Consider the following 23,214-nt stretch of genomic DNA (forward strand, 5'->3'; position numbering starts at 1 on the left):
ACCGGAACCTCCACCCTTATTGACTTGCCCCGATTATTTCCAAGCAGGGCGCCGTTGCAACGCGGCATTCGTAGCACGCAAGGTTACAGCCCAAAATAAAAAAGCCACAGCACTAACAGAAGCTCCAAGCCAACATACCCCGTTCCAGCCATAGTGAGAATATATTTGAGTGGAAGCAATCGATCCGGTAGCACTTCCAATGGAGTAAAAAACCATATACCCTGCGGTGAGCCGACTACGTGCCTCCATGCGCAAGGTAAGTATGATACTTTGATTGGTGACATGCACCGCCTGCACAGCCAAATCAAGCAGAACAATACCAACGACCAATGCCAACAGCGACTGCTCCGTAAAACTGATAAACCACCATGATATCAACAATAGAAGTAATGCTATGCCTGTCGTTCTCTGTCCATGACCCTGATCAGCTAGCTTTCCCGCCCGCGCAGCAGCTAATGCTCCCACAATTCCCGCCAGACCAAATGCCCCAATTGCAGTATGTGAAAGTGATAACGGCGGAGCACTAAGAGGCAAGACCACAGAAGTCCACAGAATACTGAAAGCAGTAAAAATCAGCAAAGCCAGAATAGCGCGGATACGCAATACTCTCTCTTGCACAAACAACATAAACACTGAACTAAGCAGCTGAGCGTATGACAGTGTTTTTACCTCACGTTCCACATTTGGCAACACCCTAAATAATGTACACACCATACAAAGCATTAAAGCAGCAGAAAAAAGGTATACGGAACGCCAACCTGCAAGATCTGTAAGTATTCCTGAAATGGATCGCGCAAGAAGTATTCCAATCACAATTCCACTTGTGACCATGCCTACGACTCGCCCGCGTTCGGCAGGGGCAGCCATTGTCGCCGCGAACGCAACAAGCGTCTGTGTTACAACAGCGAGTAGTCCCACTGAGGCCATACCTACGAATAGTACCGTGCTGGAAGAGGCAGTACCCACGATAATCAAAGCCACCACAGATAATAACATCTGGCCGATAATCAGGCGGCGCTGATTCAGTAAATCTCCTAGTGGCACGAGCAGTAACAGCCCCACTGCATAAAAAATCTGCGTGATAGTAATAAGAATACCAATGGTTGAATAATCAATACCAAATTCTCTCGACAAATGATCAAGCAACGGTTGTGCAAAGTAGATGTTTGCAACCGACATCCCGCAGACAACGGCAAACAAAAGTGTCATATAACGAGGCATCGAGGAAGCATGAATAGAATCAGATGGCGTATGCGTCTCTTGTGACGAAAGCTTCTCTTTAGTCCCTTGCATTTTGGACACACCCTTTCTCTGTTAAATTTAAATCGCAAACACATTACATACCGATCAGTATGTTATTGTGCTCAGTAAATTTATCTCACAAAACAAATGATGTCAACATAAATATTTGATGCCACCGACTTTCATTTGACAATTTAGACGACTAGTTCTAGTATTATAAAATACTGTTCGGTAATCAATTATTGAAATCAAATATAACGAGGGGTGTTAACAATGGCTCGAACCCGCGAATTTGACGAAGAAAAAGTATTAGAATCAGCTATGGAGCTATTTTGGGAGAAGGGATATGAGGCTACCTCATTAAGTGATTTAACTTCCAGAATGGGCATCCAACGCCCCAGTATATACTCAGCTTTTGGAGACAAAAAAGAATTGTTCGAAGCTGCGCTACGTAAATATACGATGTCCCATGCTTCTCGTGTCCGAGCCCAACTTCAAAGCAATCCATCCGTGAAAAAAGCCTTTCGTAGTTTTTTTGAAGATGTGGTGGCGGAGGAGTATTCAGGCAGTGTGAACCGAGGATGTTTTTGCATCAATACAATGGTCGAGCTGGCACCTCATGATGAGAAATTCGAGATCCTTACAAGAGAACATCAAATGTATTTATCGGTCATATTTCAAGAAACTATTGAACGCGGTATACAATCAGGTGAGCTTAAGGGTGGTGTAAATGCGAAGGCCTTGGCACAGGCACTAATCGTATCGCTAATAGGGCTTACTGTACTCTTGAAATCTCGCCCAGAGCGATCCTTTGTTGATAACGCGATAACAATGATACTTACTTCGCTTGATTAAATTCAGAGTCTTGATTTAAGTCAATGCCCGACATAGTACTCCTAATTACAATGAAATAAAAGTCCTTTAGGAGGCTATCTTATGGCTATCTCAGAAAAAGACCTGTCGAATCAGCGTAAGTCCGCTTTAACAGCTGGAATATCACTGATCATCATGACCCTCGCTTCATTTTTTTCATATGGCTTTGTCCATGGGACTCTTGTTGTGCAAGGCGATGCCAGTGCCACATTTATTAACATCGTATCTTCCAACAACCTTTTCAAAGGGGAAATCTTGGGCTGGATCATCATTATGATTGCTGACATTCTGGTCGCCTGGGCGTTTTATGTGTTTCTAGAACCCGTCAACAAAAATCTTTCATTACTCGGCGCATGGCTCCGTTTAACCTATTCCGCTATATTGGCAATCTCTATCTTAACCTTGATATTTGTGCTGCTGCTCACGGGAAACACAAATGGCTTTTCCACATTAACAATCGAACAAACTCAAGCATTTATGATGTTATTTCTGGATGCATTTCAATTCATTTGGTCTATGGGGTTAATCGTTTTTGGCGGGCATTTGTTAATAGTGGGCTATGTGGCTTTAAAATCCGATGTCATTCCTAAAGTAATCAGCATCCTGCTGCTGCTTGCTTCAATAGGCTATATTATCATTCATCTAAGCAAAATGTTTCTCCCACAATATGAGGCAGTCATTACAACACTTAATTTTATTTTTACTATTCCTATGATTGTAGGAGAACTAGGCTTTGGGATATGGCTACTGCTTAGAGGTGGAAAAATCCCCAAAAGTGTATAACGATTTTGCTATTCATCACCGGAATGAACCCGCTTCTTAATTCTACTTAATGACTCTGGCGTAATCCCCAAATAACTGGCTAGTTGATGTTGGGGGACACGGGTAAGTAAATGAGGTCTTTTTTGTAACAAGGCTTTGTAACGTTCTTCAGGATTGGAAGCAATAAAGGAAGTCAACTCATCCTGAACCTCACCCAGGTTTTCCTCTACCATTTTGCGTATCATGGTTTCCAGCTGAGCGTGTTTATGGAGCATATCCTGTTCCGCATTAAGATCACCAACCACCAATATGCTGTCTTCTAGGCAGGTTAAGGTGTACGCTGAGGGTCTACTCTCTTGATGCCGATTAAAAATCGAAACCGCTTGCTCTTCCGTATAAAAATTAGATGTGACTTCTTTGCCCGATTCATCTACCGAGGACTGCCTCACACATCCCTTTAACACAAAAAAACATTTTGAGGGAACGTCTCCTTGTCTAAGGAGTACCGTTCCCTTCTTGTATTCCTCAATAGGAATACCTTCAACAATATCCTGCTGTTCCATTTCGTTAAGAGATGTAAATTTACTCATATACTTATACAATATGCTTTTCATTTATCTCTCCAATCTCATTGCACGACCTCATATAAAGATACCTCTAACCGCTGAATAAAGTGTGACCAATCACCCGTTGTGTACAGCAGAAGCCGATGCATCGCACGCGTACAGGCTGTATAAAAAAGCTTGCGTTCGCTTTCCCGATCATACGTCTGTGTGGAAGCATCATAAATCAGTACGGCGTCGAATTCAACCCCTTTTGCGAGATAAGCGGGAATTACTAAAATGCCCTTCTCAAAAGTGAGCGTCTCCTTCGTAATAAGCCGCAGAGCTTCGCATCCTTGTTTCTTTAATTCTTCATAGGCCGCACGGCTTTCAGCTGCAGTCTTGGTAATAACGGCAATAGAGTCGAGCCCTTCAGCCATCAGCGCCGCGAGATCCTCTTTAATTCTTATCGCCCGCTCTACGTCGCTACTCGCCTTCACTAGGAACGGCTTCTCACCCTCTCTTTCAAAAGGTACGATCTCCTCCTTAGGCAGCAACGCCTTCGTAAACTCCACAATCTGACGAGTTGATCGATAACTTCGAATTAGACGGATCAGGCTCGTTTCATCTTCCCCATAAAGCCGGATCAAAGGCGAATCCACCTCGTGCAAATTCGTTGCTTGCGGGAAAATCGCTTGGCCGAAATCGCCGAGCACAGTCATGCGCGCGCGGGGAAACAGCTGTTTGAGAAACGCGTATTGGAACGGCGAATAATCCTGGCCTTCATCGATAAACAGATGCCGCACCTCTGTGTTCATACGAGTCCCCTCGACAAGTTCTTTTAAATACAGGAATGGAGTCGCATCCTCGCAAAAGAGTTCATCGCGGCTCAGCTTTTCCTTCGTTTGCTTACAGATCCCCTGCCACTGAGCAGGCAACTCAGTCTCGTTTGTCATTCTCCGATAGATGGTTTCATCAATAAACAACTGATCGTATAACCCAATCGTATCTATGAACTTGAACCGTTTGACATCGCGTCTCAGCGGTTTAAAGTGCTCCTTCACAATCATGCGGCGCAGCAGTTCTTCTTCCTGCAGACCAAAGTCAAAAACATTCTCTTCCCCTTGATCCTGATTAGGAAAATCCCCATAGTTCTCAAGATACTGAGTCGTAAAATCAAAGACGGCTTCTTCCCGCCGATATTTCTTAAGTATCTCACTGTAAGCTTCGGCATACTGATCGGTATCGAGGTAATCAAGCTCATCTTGAACCCAGAATGCCTCCTGTTCCTGACGCTCCAGCGAAGCCAACTGACGCAGTAGCCATTCACGCAATAAAACGATGCGATTAGCCAAACGAATGGAGCTATCATAGCTGTAAAATTGTGATTTCATCTGCTCCGCAGTAATCAACTCGCGATCCCGAAAACGGATACTATGAAACAACATCCCTTCCTTCCCTAACCACAACGCATAGTTTTGCAGAGCATGCAGAAAAGCTTCTGAAGCTTTATACTGCATTCCAGTTAGGCGCGCTTCATACTCTGGAGAAGCTTTGGACGTCAGTACAAATTCAATCTGCTCGAACGGGTCCTCTAAACGAACCGTAGATCCGAGCCAATAATCAACATACTCCTGAAAGGTAGTTTGCTGCATATTCTCTTCGCCAAGCTCGGGAAGCACCGTGGATACATAACTGTTAAACATCGGGTTAGGCGAAAAAAGAACAATCTGATCCGCCTTGAGCCTATCGCGGTGTTTATATAGCAAATAGGCTACCCGTTGCAGCGCTGCGGATGTTTTCCCACTGCCCGCAGCCCCCTGCACAATGAGCATACGACTACTATCGTTGCGGATAATAGCATTCTGTTCCTTCTGAATAGTCGCCACGATGCTCTTCATTTGTGAATCCGCACCCTTACCAAGCACCTGCTGAAGTAATTCATCACCGATCGTTAAGCTCGTATCGAACACGTTCTGAAGCTGACCCTGACGGATCTGGTATTGCCGCTTCAGCATCATCGTTCCCGAGATTTGTCCTCCCGGTGTATCGTAAGAGGCGGGGCCTGGCGAATGGTCATAATACATACTTGCAATAGGTGTCCGCCAGTCATATACCAGAAAATTCACACCTTCTGCATTGATGAAAGACGCCACCCCGACATAGATTTGCTCACTGGAGTTCAACCCATCTTCTTGAAAGTCCATTCGTCCAAAATAGGGCGACGGCAGCAGCCGTTTCATGTTCTTATAACGCTGCATCCGTTGGCGGTGACTACGCTCCCGTTCAGACAACAACGCTTCTTGCTGTTTTATACTGTAAAAGGTCTCCTCGAAATCCTCATGTGTGCTCGTATTGACCGTAACTTCCTCCCAAAACCGCTTGCGGATGTCCGTTACCTGTTCACGTAATCCTGTCACTTCCGGTTCCAGCTCGCCAATCTTTGATTGCAATTCTTCCGTGACCAAATCTAGCCGTTCCTGTTCTCGCTGCCAATCTTTTTCGTTTAACATTTTTACTAACACGCTCCTTTTCAAGGTTGTTATCAAGAAGCAAAAATACAAATTTGACAAACTGCTAATCCGCATGGTATTATTAATGTATAAATAAGATGTAATAAATCTGTCTAAAATACACGTATTAACAGTGGTCTTCTCATATTACCACGTTATTTCGTTGTGCGCAAATTATATATTAAGAAGAACCGGCAGCTCATGCCGGTTCTTCTTTTTTATTCCTTTTCACAAAGAGTATCCGTTCTCCTGAGTCTACTGATTTTCAGCGACTGTGGGGTCCGCTGTGTCCGATAGCGACTTCACCCGCGGATGAGTTCAATTAAACAGGGAGACCTAACAGCCATTTGATGACTGTTAGGTCTCCCTTATTCCTTATCTTATTTGTTTGCCAAAAAAGCATCAATTTGAGTTTGCAGTTCGGTTTGGATTTTATCAATGCCAGCGGACTTCAGTTGCTTGTTCAGATCTTCAAGACCTTTATCGATATCTTTAATTACGCCGTATTCGAGCGGAATCGCATAACGGAGCATTACGTTACCAATGTTGGCAATTTCCGTTTTCACTTTGCTGTTATCGAATACAAAGGTTTCAAGCGCGTAGTGATAGACATTTGCTTCCCAGCCTTTAGCCAGATCGTTTGCTTCTTGCGGGAATGCTTCATTGTCACGGTTAAGTGGCGAGTTGAAGTTCCAGTTAGAGAAGCCCATAAAGTTCGGATTCTTTTCAAGTGCTTTATATTTGTCATCGCCAACCGCTTCGTAATGTACACCGCTAAGGCCGTACATCATCAGGTCGTGCAGTTCTTTATCATTTTGCATCAGATCGAGGAACATCAAGGAGCGTTCCACATTTCTGGAAGTAGCGTGGATCGAAGTACCGTTTTGTGTTGAAATTGCCACTGATTTCTTCTTGCCTTGGTTGATGTCAGCCAAAGCTACTTCATAAGGGGAATTCTCTTGGCGCATCAAAGCCATAAGTGCTCCAAGTGTTCCGTTGTTGTGTGTAATCGATGCTGTTTTGCCTGCTTTAAAATCGGCCTGATGATCATTTTTACTGTTAAGGACGTTTTTCGACCATGCATTGTTATCAGCAAGATCTTTGTAATATACGAGTAGATCTTTAAACTCTTGGGTTTCATATACGTTAAATACTTGCCCTTTTTCATCCGTCAATTTGAAAGCAAACGGAAGGTCGAGATCAAACATATTCCATTCGTTTTGCTGCTTCAGCAATACACGGTCCAAATTATGAAATTTCCAGTCTCCTGTTTCCGGAGTGAACGGTGTAATTCCTTTTTCGTTTTGCGCTATGGTTTTCAAGTAAGTGGCATACGCTTCTGGGCTGTTGATCTCAGGAAGATTGTATTTCTTACGCAAATCCTCACGGTACAAAATCAGTTTTTCAACGGATTCCCCTCTGTTTTGTGGAACCATGTACAGTTTGCCGTTTACTTTAGCCTGATCCCAGCTCACATCAGACATGGCTGCTAAAGTCTGCGGCATATATTTGGTAAGCAGCTCATCAGTCAATTCCAGGAATCCGCCTTTCAACGCCTGGTCATTGTAGCCAGCCCAGTTTGCCGAATAGATGAGGTCAAAATCTTCATTTGCTGCCAGCTTCAACGGATATTTTTGCGCCCAGTCCGACCAATCCAGGAACTCGCCCTCTACAGTAGCATTAATTTTTTCTTTCAGCTTTTTATTAATCTCAGCAAAAACGCTATCATAGTCTATCGGTTTAGGGCCAACAAAAATCATTTTCAGCTTCACTTCTTTTGAGGTATCAAGGGTGTCTGAGGTAGTTGCAGGTTCTGAGGTGTTCGTAGTGTCGCTTCCCCCCTCTGACGCATTATTTGTAGCCTGTGCAGAAGTATTAGCATTGTTGTTTCCACCACCACATGCACTTAGAATCATTACGAAGGTTAAAACGAGCGCTAGCATTATCAATCTATTTCTCTTCAGCATCTCAAGCCTTCCCCCTTGTGTTTAATTATATTGATAAACCGAGTGTCCCCGGGTTCATCCTTTCACAGCACCAATCGTCAAACCTTGGACAAAATACCTCTGCACGAATGGATAAGCCAGCAAAATCGGGCCAGTGGCCACAACTGTCATCGCCATTTTCAAACTCTCGGTTGGGATCGATGTCGTTACGACTGCCCCTGCACCCATCATCGCTTTGCGCATGCCATCCATATTGCCTAGCATTTTATACAAATAATATTGAAGCGGCATCAAGTTTTCATTCGATACAAACAGCAATGCATTGTACCAGTCATTCCAGTAGGCTAGCGCTAGAAACAATCCAATGGTAGCTAACGCCGGCTTGGACAGCGGCAGGATTAGACGAGCATAGATCTTAAAGTCGCCTGCGCCGTCAATTTTTGCTGATTCTACAATCGCTTCCGGAATGCTGCCCATAAAAGACTTCATAACAATGATATAAAAGACATTGAGCATCATCGGAACCACTAAGGCCATCAGCGTATCCTTCATATGCAGGTAGTTGACCATAAGCAGATACCACGGAACTAAACCGCCGCTGAACAAAGTCGTAAAGAAAAAGAAGAATGAAAATTTATTGCGCCACTTAAAATCTTTTCGGGATAGCGCATAAGCAGTCATCGAAGTCAGAAACAAGCCAAGCACCGTGCCGAGTATAGTAACCCCTATTGTCACTATATAGGCTTGAATCATCTGTTCGGGATACTTAAACAAAATGCTGTAGGCCTCGGTTGAGAAGGCCGTCGGTATAAATTGATAACCATCCGTTAGGATTTTGGTTTCTTCCGTAAAGGATGAAGATACGACAAGTATAAAAGGGAAAATACATAAAACTGAGAGAAAAATCAGGGACACATAACCAATACCTGAAAATATTTTACGATCGAGCTGCTTCATATCGTTACCTCCATTATGAAAGACTTAACTCCTGATACGATTAGAACAGAGCGCGGTCTTTGTCGTATTTACGGACAGCATAGTTCACTGACATGATCGTCGCAAAGCCAAGAACGGACTGGAAAACACCAGCTGCAGCTGACATGCCGATATCATTCGAAGTAATCAGTGACCTAAATACGAAAGTGTCGATAACGTCTGTCGAGGAGAACAGCAAGCCGTTGTTGCCGATCATATTATAGAACATCCCGAAATCACCACGGAAAATATTTCCGACCGCCAGCAGCACCAGAATAATAATCGTCGGATACAAATTTGGAATGGTTACTTTCATAATTCGCTGAAAAATATTAGCCCCATCAATTTCGGCCGCTTCATACATTTCTGTATCTATCCCCGTAATCGCAGCCAAGTACATTACCGTTCCGTATCCGAGACTTTTCCATGCAGAAACTATAACCAGGATATACGGCCAATAGGAAGGTGTATTATAAATATCGACAGGCTGGAGTCCGATACCTCTGAGCAAAGCATTCACGGTGCCAATATCATAATTGAGCAGGTTATAAGCAATCGCTCCGACAACGACCCATGAGATAAAGTAAGGCAGGAACAACGCCGATTGTGTGATTTTGCGGAACCATTTACCACCGACCTCAAACAACATAATCGCTGCAAAAATTTGCAAACTGTTATTGACGACGATAAACGCAATGTTATATAGTGCTGTATTTCGTGTTACACGCCAAGCATCGCCTGATTCAAAGAAAAAGCGGAAGTTGTCGAGTCCGTTCCAGGCACTTCCAAAAATACCGCCCGCGTAATCGTAATGCTTGAAGGCAATAATAATACCCGCCATCGGGACGTAGGCAAACAGAAGGAAAAAAGCAACCGCCGGAGCCAGCATCAGCAAGAGAACCCTGTAATTTTTCAAATCGCTCCAAAATGTATGCCCTTTCATCTTTGCACCCCTCTCTTCTCTATATCTCTCATTATAAAAGGGCGAAGACGCTTAGATAATTCAGCGAAACAACTAAACATAATACTAATTCAACGATTCGACAAAAAAAGGTTAGCGGATAAACCAAAAACACCCGGCAGCGATTTTCCAATAACAGAAAAATCATCGCCGGGTTTTCATTTCACCGCTGTTTTGTTAGATTTTATTTTTCTTCCGGTACTCGCCGGGCGACATGCCCATGTAGTGCTTGAACTGTCTGTTAAAATAAATAATATTTTTATATCCGGCTTGTTCCGCAATCTCATACACTTTCTTAGTCGGATCTTCGAGCAGCTCGCATACCCGTTTCATCCGTAATTCACTTAAAAAATCGCTGAATAAACTGTTGGTTTCAAGCTTGAACAAATGACCCAGATAGTTAGGCGTAAAATCGAAGTGGGCGGCCACTTCGTTCAGCGTTATTTTTTGATCTAATCTTTCTTTCACATATTCCGTGATTTCATCAATTAACTTCCGCTTTTGTCTTTGCCGTTTCAAATAAAGCAGCTCCGACAACTCAAAGAACCTTCTTCTCAGCCACGAGAGAATATCATGCACCGTTTCGAACTGAAACAGCACAAAGGGATGATGCGAATCCCAATTTAAAATCTCGTATAGATGCTCGTTCATTTGCTGCAGATCGGCATGAAGCTTGGAGGTAATTCGAATAATGATATCGTAGATGTCGTTTTTCTGGGAGAGCGGACTGTCCCCGGCAAACAGCTTCAGCAAACAATCATCAATGGTGGTAAGGTCGTAGTCGAGCATCGCTTTAAGCATCCGGTCCACAATAACCTCTAAATCTGAGGCGATTTTTTCCTTCGGGCTCCATTCCGAAGCATCTTGGATGATTCTGTTTTTCCCAACAATCCATTTAATACTTAAAGCAGCCTGAGCTTGCCGATAGGAATCATGCAGCTTACCCAGTTCTGTTGTGTACATCCCTCTTCCAATCGTAATTGAACAGGAGAACTCCTGATAGAATGACCGAATGAGCTCTTCCATCAAAGCGGTAAAATATTGTTCCTGAACCGCAGCTAGGATCACAAAATGATAGTCATAGGTTGTGATGACCATGCCTAAATTTTGATCTTGCGCGAACTTCCGGATAAACTGATTGGCGGTGCTGCTCCATAAACTCCGCTCTTCTTCCGTCCAAGTTTGGATTTTCCGTGCCATATCGTCGATCTCGACGATGGCGACCGCCGACGCGCCTTGTAAGTATGACGTGAGAACGTTGTGAATGTGCGTCTCGACCTGCCCCGGGGCAGTCTCGTTAAACCAGCGCAGCAGCAGCTCCTGATTCACAAGCGTCAGTGTTTCCGACAAGGAAATATGCTGCTTCCTCTCCTTCTCAATCTTGGCGCAGAGTTCAGTCAGCGTCTTATTCAACTCGTCATCATCGACGGGTTTAAGCAAATAACCGGAGGCATTTAATTGAATCGCCTCTTTGGCATAGTTGAAATCCTGATGTCCGCTAATAAAAAGCAGATGGACCTCAGGGTTAATCTCCTTCGCTTTCCGGGCAAATTCCACACCTGACATAATCGGCATGCGGATATCGGAGAGAATGATATCAACGCGGTGCTGCTCCATCATTTTTAAAGCGGAAAAACCGCTCGTTGCCGTTCTCACGCTATGCAAAGGCAAATGATCACTGCCCGCCACCCGCCGTCTCAGCCATTCCAAATCGATCACTTCATCATCCACCAGCAGAACGTTGATCTCCATCGCCATACTATTTACTCCCCCATAACTTCCCGGATTTCCGCATTATCCACCGGTAAGATAATTTGAACGGTCGTTCCTGCCCCAAAGTAACTGCCGATATGAATGCCGAAATCATTGCCGTATCTCAACTTGATTCGTTCCTCCACGTTTCTCAGTCCATAGCTGCTCGAATGGAATGAGCTCGAACGCATATTTCGCAGTGTGTCCGCCCGCATACCAATTCCGTTATCGATAACCTTAAGCTCGATGCGTTCACCCAGCCGTTTTCCGGTAATCCGGATCGCAATCGTCTCCCCAAACCAAGCATGCTTGAATATATTTTCTACAAATGGCTGCAAAATCAGCTTGATGATGGGAACCTGTAAAATATCAGGATCAATATCATAATAAACCTCAAAAGCATCGGCATACTTTACCCTCTGAATTTCAAGGTACATCCTTACCTGCTCCAGCTCTTTTTCAAGAGAGATATAGACATGTCCTTCATTCAAGGTGAGGCGATAGAATTTAGAAAGACCTTGTACCATCTGTGTAACCTTCTCAACTTCGCCCAAATTGGCCAAGCTGCCAATGGTCGACAATGTATTGTACAAAAAGTGCGGACTGATCTGAGCTTGAAGCACATCCAGTTCTGCTTGCTTTTTCTGAATACCTTGCTCATAGACGTTCTGGATCAAGTCCTGGATGCTAGTCGCCATCTGATTAAAACTATTAGCAATGTAGACAAATTCATCGTTCCCGGCAAACCCAATTCTTTTATAAAAATTCCCTTCCTGAAACGACCGGACCAAATATACGATTCGCTTAATTTTTTTGCCTGATATGCGGGCAACGAGGAAGCCGATCACCGCCATGACTAAAAAGCTGATCAAACAAACCGTGGTGATCACCTTCTGCATTCGGCTAGCATCTTTATTTAAGTATGCATGCGGCACCCGTACCTCGATAGCATAGTCAGACAACGGAATATCTTCACTAATGATCAGATAAGCATCTTGCTTCGCATGTTCATCGACAATACCTTGTTCATAAAGCGTTAATCCACTAACCCTATCCACTAGGCGAAGGTCTATGCCCTGTTCAATTGGAAAAGTATCGAAATTGCCAAAAAGCTCGTCAATTCTCGCCGTGACGCGAATATAACCAATAATCGACGGGCCTCCCTTGGAAGAAACCAGCTTGCGGAAATACGAAATATTGCTTAGTTCACTGTCGCTGTCCGCCTGAAGCCACAAGCTGTCTTTGTTATTGGCAACGATCGACTTGAACCATTCCTTATTTTCAATAACCTGATCAGAAAGAATATAATAATCGCTTCTACCGATAGGTACAGACATATCATCACCGGGGATTTCAAGCATCGTCTCATTCGCGGTATAGAGCACAAGTCTCAGATTGTTCCCATACAATTGCAGAGGGGCTTTCATATAAGGAACGATGTCATCCCTCATTTTGAGCATGTTTTCCAATGCATCTCCCCTAAACTGCAGAGCATTCTGAAAATTCGTATTGAGAAACAGCGAGTTAGTCATTCGTTTGATTTCATCTGTCTGATATTCGATATTGTTCCTCGTCTGCTTCAAAGCTGTCCGGACATTCGTTTCCGCCATTTCCGTTCTGGACTCTACGAGCATCGTATAAGCTATATAACCCACCAATACATCTGTCAGCAATACTAGAATGAGGTACGGTATCATCATCTTATAGGTGAACGGAATATACTTTTTACTGAATAAAAACCTCTCCATACCCATGCTCCCTTGTATCCGAGTCAATGCTAACGTTGTTTTCATCCATTCTACAATGGAATGAAAGCGGTTACTAGATATTGTGTTTGGAAAATGGGCTTTAGAGCAACACCCTGTTTTCCAATATATTTTTCAGACTGATATGAGATTTTGAAGGTCCAAACTTTATAAGGTTGTCTTGGAATTCAGCTAACTCCTCAATCGACGCGGTTTGCACCTTTATGAGATAATTATATTCACCGCTAATCCGATATAAATCGGTAACTTCCATAGCATTTTTGCAAAAATCCGTAATCTCTTGGCAATGTTCTGTTTTTAATAGAATAAACGTAGTTGTGCCCCGATCCAGATCTCGTAGATTAAAAGCTGTATGATACCCAGAAATGATATTCCTTTCCTCCAGCTTGATCATTCGTTCTTTAACAGAGGGTTGTGACATCGAAACCTCTTTGCTGATTTGTGAAATAGACATTCGGGCATTGTACTGAAGTAATTGCATAATCTTTTTATCAATGTCATCTATAAGTTGTTCCATAGCAAGCGCCTCCTAGACCCATTTTATAAAATAAACTGATTCCACTAAAATACCTTAAATTTAATAACCATATTACTACAAAACACTTATCTTATATATATATCTCATATTTTAATACAACTATAATAAGTATATATTAAAGTTGGGAGCGATTATAAATGAGTGTAAAAGGCCTTGCACATGTAGCGATTCAAGCCAAAGACTATAAAGCAACTATTTCTTTCTATATTGACGTTTTAGGATTTAAGCTAGGTCATCATTGGAGTCTGCCATCCTTTCAGATCAAAGAAGCCTCCATGCTGATTTCACCTGACCGCAGAACCTGCATTGAGATTTTTGATAATGATGCAGTCATCGCCGCTCAAGGAAAAAAAGCCTTGTCTGATGAAGATATAGCGCACGGAGCGTTATTACATCTTGCCTTCTATGTAGATAATGTAGAGGAGATGTATCAAAAAGCCCTGGCACATGGGGCAAAAGCTTTTATAGCACCGGACTCTCTGTCTCTGGGCGAACCGCCTCTTCTAATAAAAAACGCGATCATTCACAGTCCCAATGGAGAAGTTATTGAATTTCTTGAAGAGGTTGATTTTGATATTTCCAGCAAAGTTCATGTAGAATAAACGCTAGGGAGGGTTATGAATTATAAAACATACCATTCTCAGTAAAAAGTCGCTTTTCCTCTTAATTTTTTTGATATTTCTTATAGGAGTCTACTTTTTATTCTTTGGACTTCCGTGGAAGTCTCTGGCTTTAAAAAAGCAATTTGAAATCTATTTAGAAGATAAATATCAAATCGATTTCCAGCTGGGTAAGATGGATTTTGATTTTATACATCGCACTTACCTTTCTTATGCCCATCCAGTAAATGATCCCACTCTGATTTTTTATGTAGGTCAAGATATTGAAAGCAAGGAAATTCAGGATCTTTATAAATATCAAGTTGATAAACGAAATGCTGGGAGAAAGTAAGAGAATTTGAAGCCAACTTCTAGCAGATGAAGAAGGAATGATCGTATTGATTGTGATTCAAGCCATCGCTTGGCTCATCGCCTTCGCAGCCTTGTTATCCATGGTGTCGATTGTGCTGGTGAGCTGGAGGAACGGGATATCGCCGATGCCTACGTCAAAATCTGTACGCTCGGCTGTTGCCGTTGAGGTGAATCGGATTCCGGGATATAGCAGCATTGTGGAGGCGGGATCGGGTTGGGGAACACTTGGTATGGATGTTATTCGCCAATGTCCAGGCAAAAGGCTGACAGGCATTGAAAATTCCAGTATTCCCTTATGGACATCCCAGCTGCTTACTAGGTTCGGCACACGTATGCTGCGAGCAGCCAAAGGCCAGAATCTGCTCCACGGAAGGCTCCGTTATGTACGTGGGGATATTTATAGCAGTTCTTACGAGCATGCGGATATTGTTCTTTGTTACTTATTTCCCGGAGCGATGAAACGGCTGGCGGAAAAGTTCAAGCGTGAGCTACTGCCGGGTGCGGTGGTTATTAGCATTTGTTTTGCCCTTCCAGGCATGCAGCCTGTCCGTACCATAACATGCACGGACACACTGCGTACCAAGGTATATGTATACACTTTTTAATTCAGGATTACCCCACTACTTCTTTTCAGTTAAGGTGGTAATTCTGGATTTTTTTCAGTTTATCCACTTGAAACTCCCCTTGCCAAAACAATGAATTGCACGGACTTTATACCACTACCGAGGTAAGTGATTTGTCCAGGAGAATGAATTTTATCCTAAATATAACTTTTTGTATGTCTTCTCCATCTAATTATACAGAGGGCCCTCAAGGAGGAAAAATCATTTGCTGGAAAACGAACTGGATATCAAAAAAGCGCAGAAAGGCGACCACGAGGCGTTTACCCGTCTTTTCAGGCAACTGGAATCCCAGTTGTACAGATTAGCCAAAACCATTCTGCTAAAAGATGAAGATTGCGCGGATGCTCTTCAGGAAACAACACTGAAGGTGTATAAAGGGTTGGCCAACCTTAAGCAGCCTAAGTTTTTTAAAACCTGGGTTATACGCATCCTGATTAATGAATGCAATCAGTTACTTCGTATGCGAGAACGAACTATAGCTGTGGCGGAAATTCCCGAGGAACCGGTCGTTTCCTATGTGCATTTTGAAGATTCAGGCAACGTAGACCTGCAAAGCTTCATTAATCAGTTGGACGAATCCCTGCGGCTTGCTATCGTGCTTTTTTATTATGACGATTTATCCATTAAGCAGATTGCAGATGTGCTCGACATCTCCGAGGGAGCGGTCAGGGCACGACTCCATCGCGCACGGAGATTGTTGTCCAAACAGATACATCCTGTGCCGGAGGAGGGTCTTGCTAATGAATAATAACAATTTAGAAAAGCAGATCAGGGAGCTAGGGAAAGCTAATATACAGGAGCTTCCTCCTTTACTACGATCACGGCAGGATTCGATTTATGCATCGCTGGCCACCATTGTCCAGGATCCTGTGGAAAAGGAAAAGAAAAAGAAAAAGCGGATATATCCAAAAATCACAGCTGCTGTGACTGCGGCGATATTGTTAAGTGTTATGCTAACGGCTATCTATCCGCCTACGTTGGCCAATGCGCTCAAGCAGCTTCCCTTGATAGGTGGTATTTTTGAACGGGCAGATGATATAGGATTACAAGCGGCCCAGCGTCTGGGACTGACTTCCCGTCTAAACAGCAGTGATACGCATGAAGGGATCACCTTGTCTGCCGAAGAGGCTGTATTTGATGGCAGCCGGTTGGCATTCTCGGTGAAGCGTGAGGGAGAAGAACTGGAAGGTAAGCTAGCCGGAGTAACGATTGGAGCGGATGGGAAGCCTTTTCTAGCGGAAGGTGCGATAACCTCTGCAGAAGTATTGATCGACGGGGCTTCCCTGGAGCAATTTTCAGAAGGTCTCTGGAAAGCTATGCCGTTTCTAAGCTGGATAGAAGGTGCTGAAAGCAACACAGCTATTTTTAGACTAGTGGATTCCTCGAATTCGGGGATCTCCAACAAACCTTTTCCTGATCGATTTGTATTGACCGTAACCCTTGACTTAAACGGTATTGATGAACCGTTTGTTCTCCAAATTCCTGCGCGGAAGGCTACGATTAATAAAATTTCCACACCTGATATACGCGCACAAGTTGGAGGATGGAGTTTGATCCTGAAAAAGCTGGAATATAGTCCATTAACGACACGCCTGTCGCTCATGCTGGAACAGGATACAGACGAAGATCATACAGCATTGAGTTTAGTGGGCTTTGAAGTAAAGGATCAACAAGGACAGGTGCTGAAAGATATTTCGCAGAAAGTCCTCTCGACTTCCAATAGGTCACTTAATGTCGATTTGCTTACTGAGCCATTTGAGAAACACCCTAATATGCTCACAATCCGTGGCTATCTTTATGAGTTTGAGAACCCACAAAGTAAGAATGGAGCATTTAAAACAGACAGTTCTGGAAACCCAGTGAAGCATTATATTGACGGTCTAGAGATAAACGTGCTAGTTAAATAAAAATTAAGGAGCTTGATAATATCATGAAAAAAATGACTAAGAAGATGTCTGTAATTTTAAGTGCTGCTGTATGCCTAGGAGCGTTGGGAATGCCAGCTTTAACTCAAGCATCCAGTGCCCAACCCGCTGTTGAAGCTTCCCTGAATACAACAAAAGTCGCCGATTCACACGATCAGCTTACTTTAAAGGGCAGTGCACAGTTTGACGGTAATTATATTAAGATCGACCTGAGCCGTCAGGGATCGCTATTTTCAGGAATGCTCGCAGGAGTAACCTTAAATGATAAAGGCGAACCCTATCTTGCAGAAGGTACTATTGTGGGAATAGACGCCAAGCTCGCTCAACCAGGAGGCATCGATTTAAAAACACCACGCTGGATCAGTGACGGAGATGCCAACAAGGCGGTTGTTGTATTGCAGACCGGATGGCTAACCGAGCAACAAAAGGCAAGCCTGGCTTCCTCTGAATTGAGTATCTATGTGAAGCTTAACGGAATCGAAAACCCGTATGTACTTAAATTTTCCCTCAAGCAAGCAGGATTAGTGCGTAATATTCAGCTGCCTGCTATAAAGAATGACAACCAATTTGAAATCAAAACCACCCGTGTTGCTGCGGGAGAGACTTCTGTGCGTATCGCTTTAGCGGTTAAAGGGGTTGCCACCCAAGGCCAGGCTTTAGGATATGACATTTATGATAATCTGGGCAATAAATTAGAATCTATTGCAAGAGATTCTATTGCAGCAACTCAAAATACGGTTTCTGAAGATTTATTGTTCGATGCACCTCGCTCAGCCGCTGAGTATCTAGTTATCAGACCTTATCAAGCCGTATTTGAAAAAGGCAACACCGGGGCTTATAAATTAGATGCCAAAGGCAATGTAGTTAAAAATTATAACAAGCAACTGGAGATCAAAATCCCTCTAAAATAATCGTTAACGCAGCTAGGAAAAGGGGATTACCTCTCCAGCCGAAGGCTTGAGGTAATCCCCTTTGTTCAATTGAAAGAAGGCTCATTATTACTGATCATTTATAGCTAAAAAGCGGATAGTAGCTGTTGTCCCCTTACCTTCAGAGCTACTATAATAAATTTCCCCGCCGTATTTTTCTACGATATTAAAGCAAATCATTAATCCTAAACCTGTTCCATTACTTTTTAATGAATAAAAAGGAGTGCCTAGCGACTTAACCTCAGCTTCCGACATCCCGCTTCCTTCATCGATGATTGTTATCTCAATAAAATTATTGTTCCTATTCGCCATAATAGAGACAGATTTACCAACTTCCGAAGCCTCTAAAGCATTTTTTATTATATTAATAAGCAGCTGCTTAAATTCAATTTTATTAATAGAAATCATGCAATCTTCTTCTACGTAGGTAACGATTTGATTATCAGATAACATTGCGTAGGAATGGAGCAATCCTGTAACACTTTCAAGTACATCCTTCACATCTACTTTTTCTAATTTTTGCTCTCCATTTGGCTTTGAAAGGGTTAGAAATTGCGAGATAATCTGTTCTACTGTGTTTAATTCATCAATCATTAATTTAAATTTTCTTTTCATAGGATCATCAAATGAAGGATCCTCATCAAAAAACTGCAAAAAACCTCTAACCACTGTCACTGGATTTCTAATTTCGTGCGCAACGGCAGCTGTTAATTGTCCAACCATCTTTAAACGCTCAGATTGCTGTAATTGTTCATAATAAAGCTGCTGTTTTTTCATCCGTTTAAATGATATTTGAAAAATGAAAAATAATAACACTTGAACCGCTATTATATTAATGAAATTGCCTAGCATATCATAATGTAAATATGTATATAAATCCCCTCTATCAATCAAGAGGATATAGCCAAATGTAACTACCATTAGTACCCCATTTATAATGAAGGAAAAATAGAACAATTTTAAATCAAAAAATAGAATAGACAGTGCAGGAATAAGACAAATGAGGATATAGGTAGTCCATGTTTGAGGATATAAAAAGAATAGCGTATAAAAATACGCAAATCCAAATAGAATGATAATCTTTCTAAAAGTATGTGTCTCATGCTCAGGGTAAATCCATAAACAAACCGTTAGAAACGCCACACATAAAAAATGAATGATATAACCAAAATCAATCCCATCTAACTCTAGGGTAGATAGTATCAATCCAAACATCATAAGAACGATGATCATTAACATTAATATGTAATAGGTTTTTCGATTCACCCGACTGTAGAACTCTCTCATGAATTCACCACTTTTAAATTGATTTTACCATTACGATAGTTATCTTACTTGTAAACTTATTGTCGAAATAAGAATTATATCAGTTGAAATAGTAATAAACAATAACTGAAAAAAACTGTAAACTCGATGATATTATAGTTTGTAAAAAACTAAAAAACCGGGAGATACCATTTTAACAGTATCTTCCGGTTTTCTGTTTAACTTTGCATATTCTTTAAGCAAACGTCCATGTAGGAACGCTTGAAACCGGCAAGGGCTCCCTGCCCAGTCGCGGTTGAATATAACCACGGCTTCTGCGCCGGTTAAAGCTTTCCTCATAAACTAGAGAGGTGTTTCGGTCCTGATTATTTTATTATCTCTTTCCCTCTTTCTTCTATTTATCGAATACAAAACAAATAATAAAATAAACCATAAAGGCGTCAACAATAATGCCGGACGAGTTTCATCAGCAAACAGCATAATTATGAGTATGATTGCAAACAAGGCTAGAACAACATAATTCACAAAAGGTGTGAACGGTGCCTTGAATTTTGATTTGGCCTGCAATTCCGGCTTCGTCTTTTTATATCGCAAATGGCAAATTAGAACGACGCCCCAAACCCAGATGAAACAAATGGCACTAATCGTTGTCACGATGCCAAAGGCCGTCTCCGGAATCAGCTTACTCAACAAAGCCCCTACAGATAAGACAAGCGTGGATATGAATAAAGCATTACTTGGTACATGATTTTTATTAAGCTTTGCAAAGTTGGCTGGAGCCTGGTCATTTCTGCTTAGATTGTATAGAATCCGGCTTGTTGAGAACATCCCGCTGTTACAAGCAGAAGCAGCTGAAGTTAATACAACGAAATTAATAACCCCCGCGGCAATCGGAATCCCCACTAAACTAAATGTTTTAACAAAAGGACTTTCTGCCGGGTTTAGTTCTGTCCAAGCGTTGATGCATAATAAGGCAATAATAGCACCCACGTAGAAAAATAGAATTCGTAAAGGTATTTTATTAATCGCCGATGGGATAGTTTTTTCTGGATTGGATGTTTCCGCTGCTGATACCCCCACCAATTCCACACCCACAAAAGCAAACACAACCATTTGAAATGAAAGTAAGAACCCGGAAATCCCGTTTGGAAATACTCCCCCATGTGCCCAAATATTACTGAGCGCAACCGTTCCGGTAGTTGTTTTGAATCCAATCACCAGTAAAACTACCCCTATGGCAATTAACGCGAGAATAGTGATTACCTTAATTAAAGCAAACCAAAATTCCAATTCGCCAAAGCTTTTTACAGTTAATAAATTGAGTCCTAATAAAATAATTAAACAAATGACTGCGGGTATCCATTGCGGGATATCAAACCAATATTGTACATAGACCCCAACAGCTATAATATCGGCCATAGCCGTCATGATCCAGCAAAACCAATAGGTCCATCCAGTTACAAACGCCGCCCGCGGTCCAAGATAGTCTTCGGCAATGTCTGTAAAAGATTGATAACCTGCTTTTGACAACAGAAGTTCTCCCAATGCCCTCATCACAAAGAAAATAGCGATACCCACGATTAAATAAGCAAAAATGATCGATGGTCCTGCCAGCTGTATAGCTTTTCCAGATCCTAAAAATAATCCGGTACCGATGGTTCCACCAATCGCAATGAGCTGAACATGTCGATTCTCTAAATCTCTCTTTAATTCTTGTGCTGCCATTTCGAACTCCCCCTTATGTGAAAAAAATAACAAGTGAAAATGATAACAAAAAAGAGATTGGATACGCTCCAATCTCTTAGGTATAAGAATAATAAATAAAATACATTTATTTATTCTGACGATGATCAGAATAACAAATGAATTATCTAGTACTCTTCTGTCCTTTTGCCTGAGATTGTGAACCCTTCGGCGCCGGGGGATTCCCCCACGGTCTCTCCAGAAGCTGCTCCTGCTATAGTGTGATCCATAGCAATCATAGCTTGCGAATTATTTAATTTTTATGTCGCTAACTTCATTTTTAATATTTTTCAATACTAATCATTGTCAAATATTTTGTCAATAACATTAATTACCGCTTTATTATTGTTCCATTAACTTTTATTGCACACAATTAAGGGCTTGTCAGCCAAGCCCCCAATTCTTCTGTCTGCAGGCACAACCTTCAATACGCTCTCCTTAGCACTCCATGACTGACTAACACCTTACATGTTTTCGTTTGAAGCCCAGCTGCGATTTATCAACTGCCTTTTGAATATTAATTGAAGCATTCAAAATCTTGCTTTTTGCACTACCGGTATGGACTTCCACCGGACCAACTTCCTTTGCAATCTCAACCGCTTTATCATGAAGCGGCAGATAGGATACGCCCACAGTGTAGATGAAATTGTTCATTGCGTATTTCGTTCGTTCAGGGGCATCATGAATCGTATTTTTAGCAAGCTCCAACATAGCGGCCAATTTTTCTGCGGAAAATTCACTGTCCGGGCGATTTCCGAGCAGCCAGCAGTAACAGTTCCAGCCCGCCGACATTTTCAACTCTATCTCACTTGCAATCCATTTATCAGAAACCTCTTGTGCAATATCCGTCTCCGCCAACGTTACTGCCACCACAAAGTCCGATAGCATATAAAAATAAGCCCCAGCAATCCACCGCTCAAAATCCGACTCTGTCATTGCTTTAGGCTCCGCGATCACCCCGGCAAAATACATAGCGTCATAATTTCCTGTAGCATAAAGCTGCTCGGCCAAGGGTTGATTATGTTTTATTTTTCTGAAGATAGGCTTCATCTGGCCTGTGGCCACACCAAAAAGCGGTTCGTGCGCGCCATTGGATAGATATATTTTCTTGGTGCGTTCCTTGCCGAGAGCTTCAAGCTCTTGCATGACCGTTTCTAAATCCATTGTTCGCACTTCCTTTTTTATGAATATTGGCTAGGGACTCAAACTTTACTTGAATATATCATAAAAGCCCTTATAAATATCTTCTTTTATACATCAAGGTAATTTGCCCCGCTATGTATTCAGCGCTATATTGGTTGCCATCCTTAATCCACCACATAATAATCCCCAGTAGTGAGGCTGCAATAATATCAACGGAGACTACCTCCTTAGTAGAGTCAATGTTCCTCGCGTTTCTTCGTTTTTCGACAGTATTTTTTAACAGGTTGGTCAAGTGGTTTTTGAAGCCTTTATGCTCAATCAATACAGCAAAAACTTTCCGGTATTCAAAAAAATAATTTAAAAAGGTGATCAGCTGCTCCTGTTCGTTGTTGCTCTTCATTTGTAATAGCGGTTCAACCTTCATGGATAGGTCATCGAAGATTTCATGTACGATCTGGCGCAATAAATCGTTAATATCCTCATAATGCAAATAAAACGTTGCGCGATTTAGTTCCGCGCGGTTGGCGATTTTTTGGACGGTCAATTGCGAAATCTCCACATTGTCGGCCAATAATGAAAAAACAGCGTTTTTCAACATCTTTTTTGAGCGAATGGCTCGTGGGTCAACTCTTTTATGTTCAGTCATTTCATCCCTCTATTATCGTTTAAATGGCCTTTCATCAACTAATTTGCCTATTCTGTCGATTAGTCGACATTTTCAATAAAATTGCAAATAGGAATACT

The 23,214-nt window shown here is 42.2% G+C and carries 21 protein-coding genes and 1 riboswitch; of the genes, 8 read left to right on the top strand and 13 right to left on the bottom strand.

All coding sequences use genetic code 11. The features are described from left to right. Positions 1 to 33: 33 nt before the first annotated feature. Complete coding sequence (locus NSS82_RS29715) at positions 34 to 1,221, bottom strand: MFS transporter (protein WP_076273009.1); 1,188 nt, start codon at positions 1,219 to 1,221, stop codon at positions 34 to 36. A gap of 294 nt (positions 1,222 to 1,515) precedes the next feature. Between NSS82_RS29715 and NSS82_RS29720 the strand changes: the two genes are divergently transcribed. Together NSS82_RS29720 and NSS82_RS29725 are read left to right on the top strand one after the other, a co-directional pair. Next, positions 1,516 to 2,097 (top strand): TetR/AcrR family transcriptional regulator, encoded by a 582-nt coding sequence (locus NSS82_RS29720; RefSeq protein ID WP_036682330.1) that lies wholly within the window; start codon positions 1,516 to 1,518, stop codon positions 2,095 to 2,097. 81 nt (positions 2,098 to 2,178) lie between these two features. Then, positions 2,179 to 2,898, top strand: coding sequence for a DUF4386 domain-containing protein (locus NSS82_RS29725; protein ID WP_076272975.1), 720 nt, complete (start codon positions 2,179 to 2,181; stop codon positions 2,896 to 2,898). Positions 2,899 to 2,906: 8 nt separating this feature from the next. On the opposite strand, the gene NSS82_RS29730 is transcribed toward NSS82_RS29725, so the two are convergent. From NSS82_RS29730 to NSS82_RS29765, 8 genes are all read right to left on the bottom strand, one after another. Then, a complete protein-coding gene (locus NSS82_RS29730) occupies positions 2,907 to 3,491 on the bottom strand; it encodes a Crp/Fnr family transcriptional regulator (RefSeq protein WP_036682333.1) in 585 nt (194 codons plus the stop codon). A gap of 14 nt (positions 3,492 to 3,505) precedes the next feature. Then, a complete protein-coding gene (gene helD, locus NSS82_RS29735) occupies positions 3,506 to 5,932 on the bottom strand; it encodes an RNA polymerase recycling motor HelD (RefSeq protein ID WP_076272976.1) in 2,427 nt (808 codons plus the stop codon). A 380-nt stretch (positions 5,933 to 6,312) separates the two neighbouring features. Beyond that, positions 6,313 to 7,899, bottom strand: coding sequence for an ABC transporter substrate-binding protein (locus tag NSS82_RS29740; protein WP_036682336.1), 1,587 nt, complete (start codon positions 7,897 to 7,899; stop codon positions 6,313 to 6,315). Positions 7,900 to 7,953: 54 nt separating this feature from the next. Continuing rightward, positions 7,954 to 8,835, bottom strand: a complete 882-nt coding sequence (locus tag NSS82_RS29745) for a carbohydrate ABC transporter permease (protein ID WP_036682338.1) — start codon at positions 8,833 to 8,835, stop codon at positions 7,954 to 7,956. 40 nt (positions 8,836 to 8,875) lie between these two features. Further along, positions 8,876 to 9,796, bottom strand: a complete 921-nt coding sequence (locus tag NSS82_RS29750) for an ABC transporter permease (protein WP_036682339.1) — start codon at positions 9,794 to 9,796, stop codon at positions 8,876 to 8,878. Between the two features lie 195 nt (positions 9,797 to 9,991). Next, positions 9,992 to 11,572 carry a response regulator gene (locus NSS82_RS29755; protein WP_306031739.1) on the bottom strand — a complete coding sequence of 527 codons (1,581 nt, stop codon included), beginning with the start codon at positions 11,570 to 11,572 and terminating at the stop codon, positions 9,992 to 9,994. Between the two features lie 5 nt (positions 11,573 to 11,577). Beyond that, positions 11,578 to 13,314, bottom strand: coding sequence for a sensor histidine kinase (locus NSS82_RS29760; RefSeq protein ID WP_076105121.1), 1,737 nt, complete (start codon positions 13,312 to 13,314; stop codon positions 11,578 to 11,580). A 100-nt stretch (positions 13,315 to 13,414) separates the two neighbouring features. Then, entirely contained in the window at positions 13,415 to 13,849 is a 435-nt protein-coding gene (locus NSS82_RS29765; RefSeq protein WP_038573865.1) for an Lrp/AsnC family transcriptional regulator, read from the bottom strand. A gap of 158 nt (positions 13,850 to 14,007) precedes the next feature. On the opposite strand from NSS82_RS29765, the gene NSS82_RS29770 reads away from it, so the two are divergent. From NSS82_RS29770 to NSS82_RS29795, 6 genes are all read left to right on the top strand, one after another. Then, positions 14,008 to 14,472, top strand: coding sequence for a VOC family protein (locus NSS82_RS29770; RefSeq protein WP_038573867.1), 465 nt, complete (start codon positions 14,008 to 14,010; stop codon positions 14,470 to 14,472). Between the two features lie 193 nt (positions 14,473 to 14,665). Beyond that, the gene (locus NSS82_RS29775; RefSeq protein ID WP_170914150.1) at positions 14,666 to 14,821 is read left to right on the top strand and encodes a hypothetical protein; all 156 of its coding nucleotides are present in this window, start codon (positions 14,666 to 14,668) and stop codon (positions 14,819 to 14,821) included. Positions 14,822 to 14,858: 37 nt separating this feature from the next. Beyond that, a complete protein-coding gene (locus NSS82_RS29780) occupies positions 14,859 to 15,446 on the top strand; it encodes a class I SAM-dependent methyltransferase (protein WP_038573872.1) in 588 nt (195 codons plus the stop codon). A gap of 223 nt (positions 15,447 to 15,669) precedes the next feature. Next, the gene (locus NSS82_RS29785) at positions 15,670 to 16,212 is read left to right on the top strand and encodes a sigma-70 family RNA polymerase sigma factor (RefSeq protein ID WP_235219471.1); all 543 of its coding nucleotides are present in this window, start codon (positions 15,670 to 15,672) and stop codon (positions 16,210 to 16,212) included. Then, a complete protein-coding gene (locus NSS82_RS29790) occupies positions 16,205 to 17,371 on the top strand; it encodes a DUF4179 domain-containing protein (RefSeq protein ID WP_036682348.1) in 1,167 nt (388 codons plus the stop codon). The genes NSS82_RS29785 and NSS82_RS29790 overlap by 8 nt, the downstream gene beginning before the upstream one ends. Positions 17,372 to 17,394: 23 nt before the next feature. Next, complete coding sequence (locus NSS82_RS29795; protein WP_076272977.1) at positions 17,395 to 18,300, top strand: DUF5643 domain-containing protein; 906 nt, start codon at positions 17,395 to 17,397, stop codon at positions 18,298 to 18,300. Positions 18,301 to 18,387: 87 nt separating this feature from the next. Here the strand turns inward: NSS82_RS29795 and NSS82_RS29800 are convergent, their stop codons facing one another. The 4 genes from NSS82_RS29800 to NSS82_RS29815 form a co-directional block, all read right to left on the bottom strand. Further along, positions 18,388 to 19,551, bottom strand: a complete 1,164-nt coding sequence (locus NSS82_RS29800) for a sensor histidine kinase (protein ID WP_249267648.1) — start codon at positions 19,549 to 19,551, stop codon at positions 18,388 to 18,390. Positions 19,552 to 19,926: 375 nt separating this feature from the next. Then, positions 19,927 to 21,309, bottom strand: coding sequence for an amino acid permease (locus NSS82_RS29805; protein ID WP_036682353.1), 1,383 nt, complete (start codon positions 21,307 to 21,309; stop codon positions 19,927 to 19,929). 147 nt (positions 21,310 to 21,456) lie between these two features. Then, positions 21,457 to 21,539, bottom strand: a riboswitch (glycine riboswitch). Positions 21,540 to 21,783: 244 nt separating this feature from the next. Next, complete coding sequence (locus NSS82_RS29810; protein ID WP_038573880.1) at positions 21,784 to 22,491, bottom strand: DNA alkylation repair protein; 708 nt, start codon at positions 22,489 to 22,491, stop codon at positions 21,784 to 21,786. Between the two features lie 70 nt (positions 22,492 to 22,561). After that, positions 22,562 to 23,116, bottom strand: coding sequence for a TetR/AcrR family transcriptional regulator (locus NSS82_RS29815; RefSeq protein WP_038573882.1), 555 nt, complete (start codon positions 23,114 to 23,116; stop codon positions 22,562 to 22,564). Positions 23,117 to 23,214: the final 98 nt, after the last annotated feature.

It is taken from the genome of Paenibacillus sp. FSL H7-0735, from assembly GCF_038008505.1.
GTDB classification, from domain to species: domain Bacteria; phylum Bacillota; class Bacilli; order Paenibacillales; family Paenibacillaceae; genus Paenibacillus_AQ; species Paenibacillus_AQ odorifer.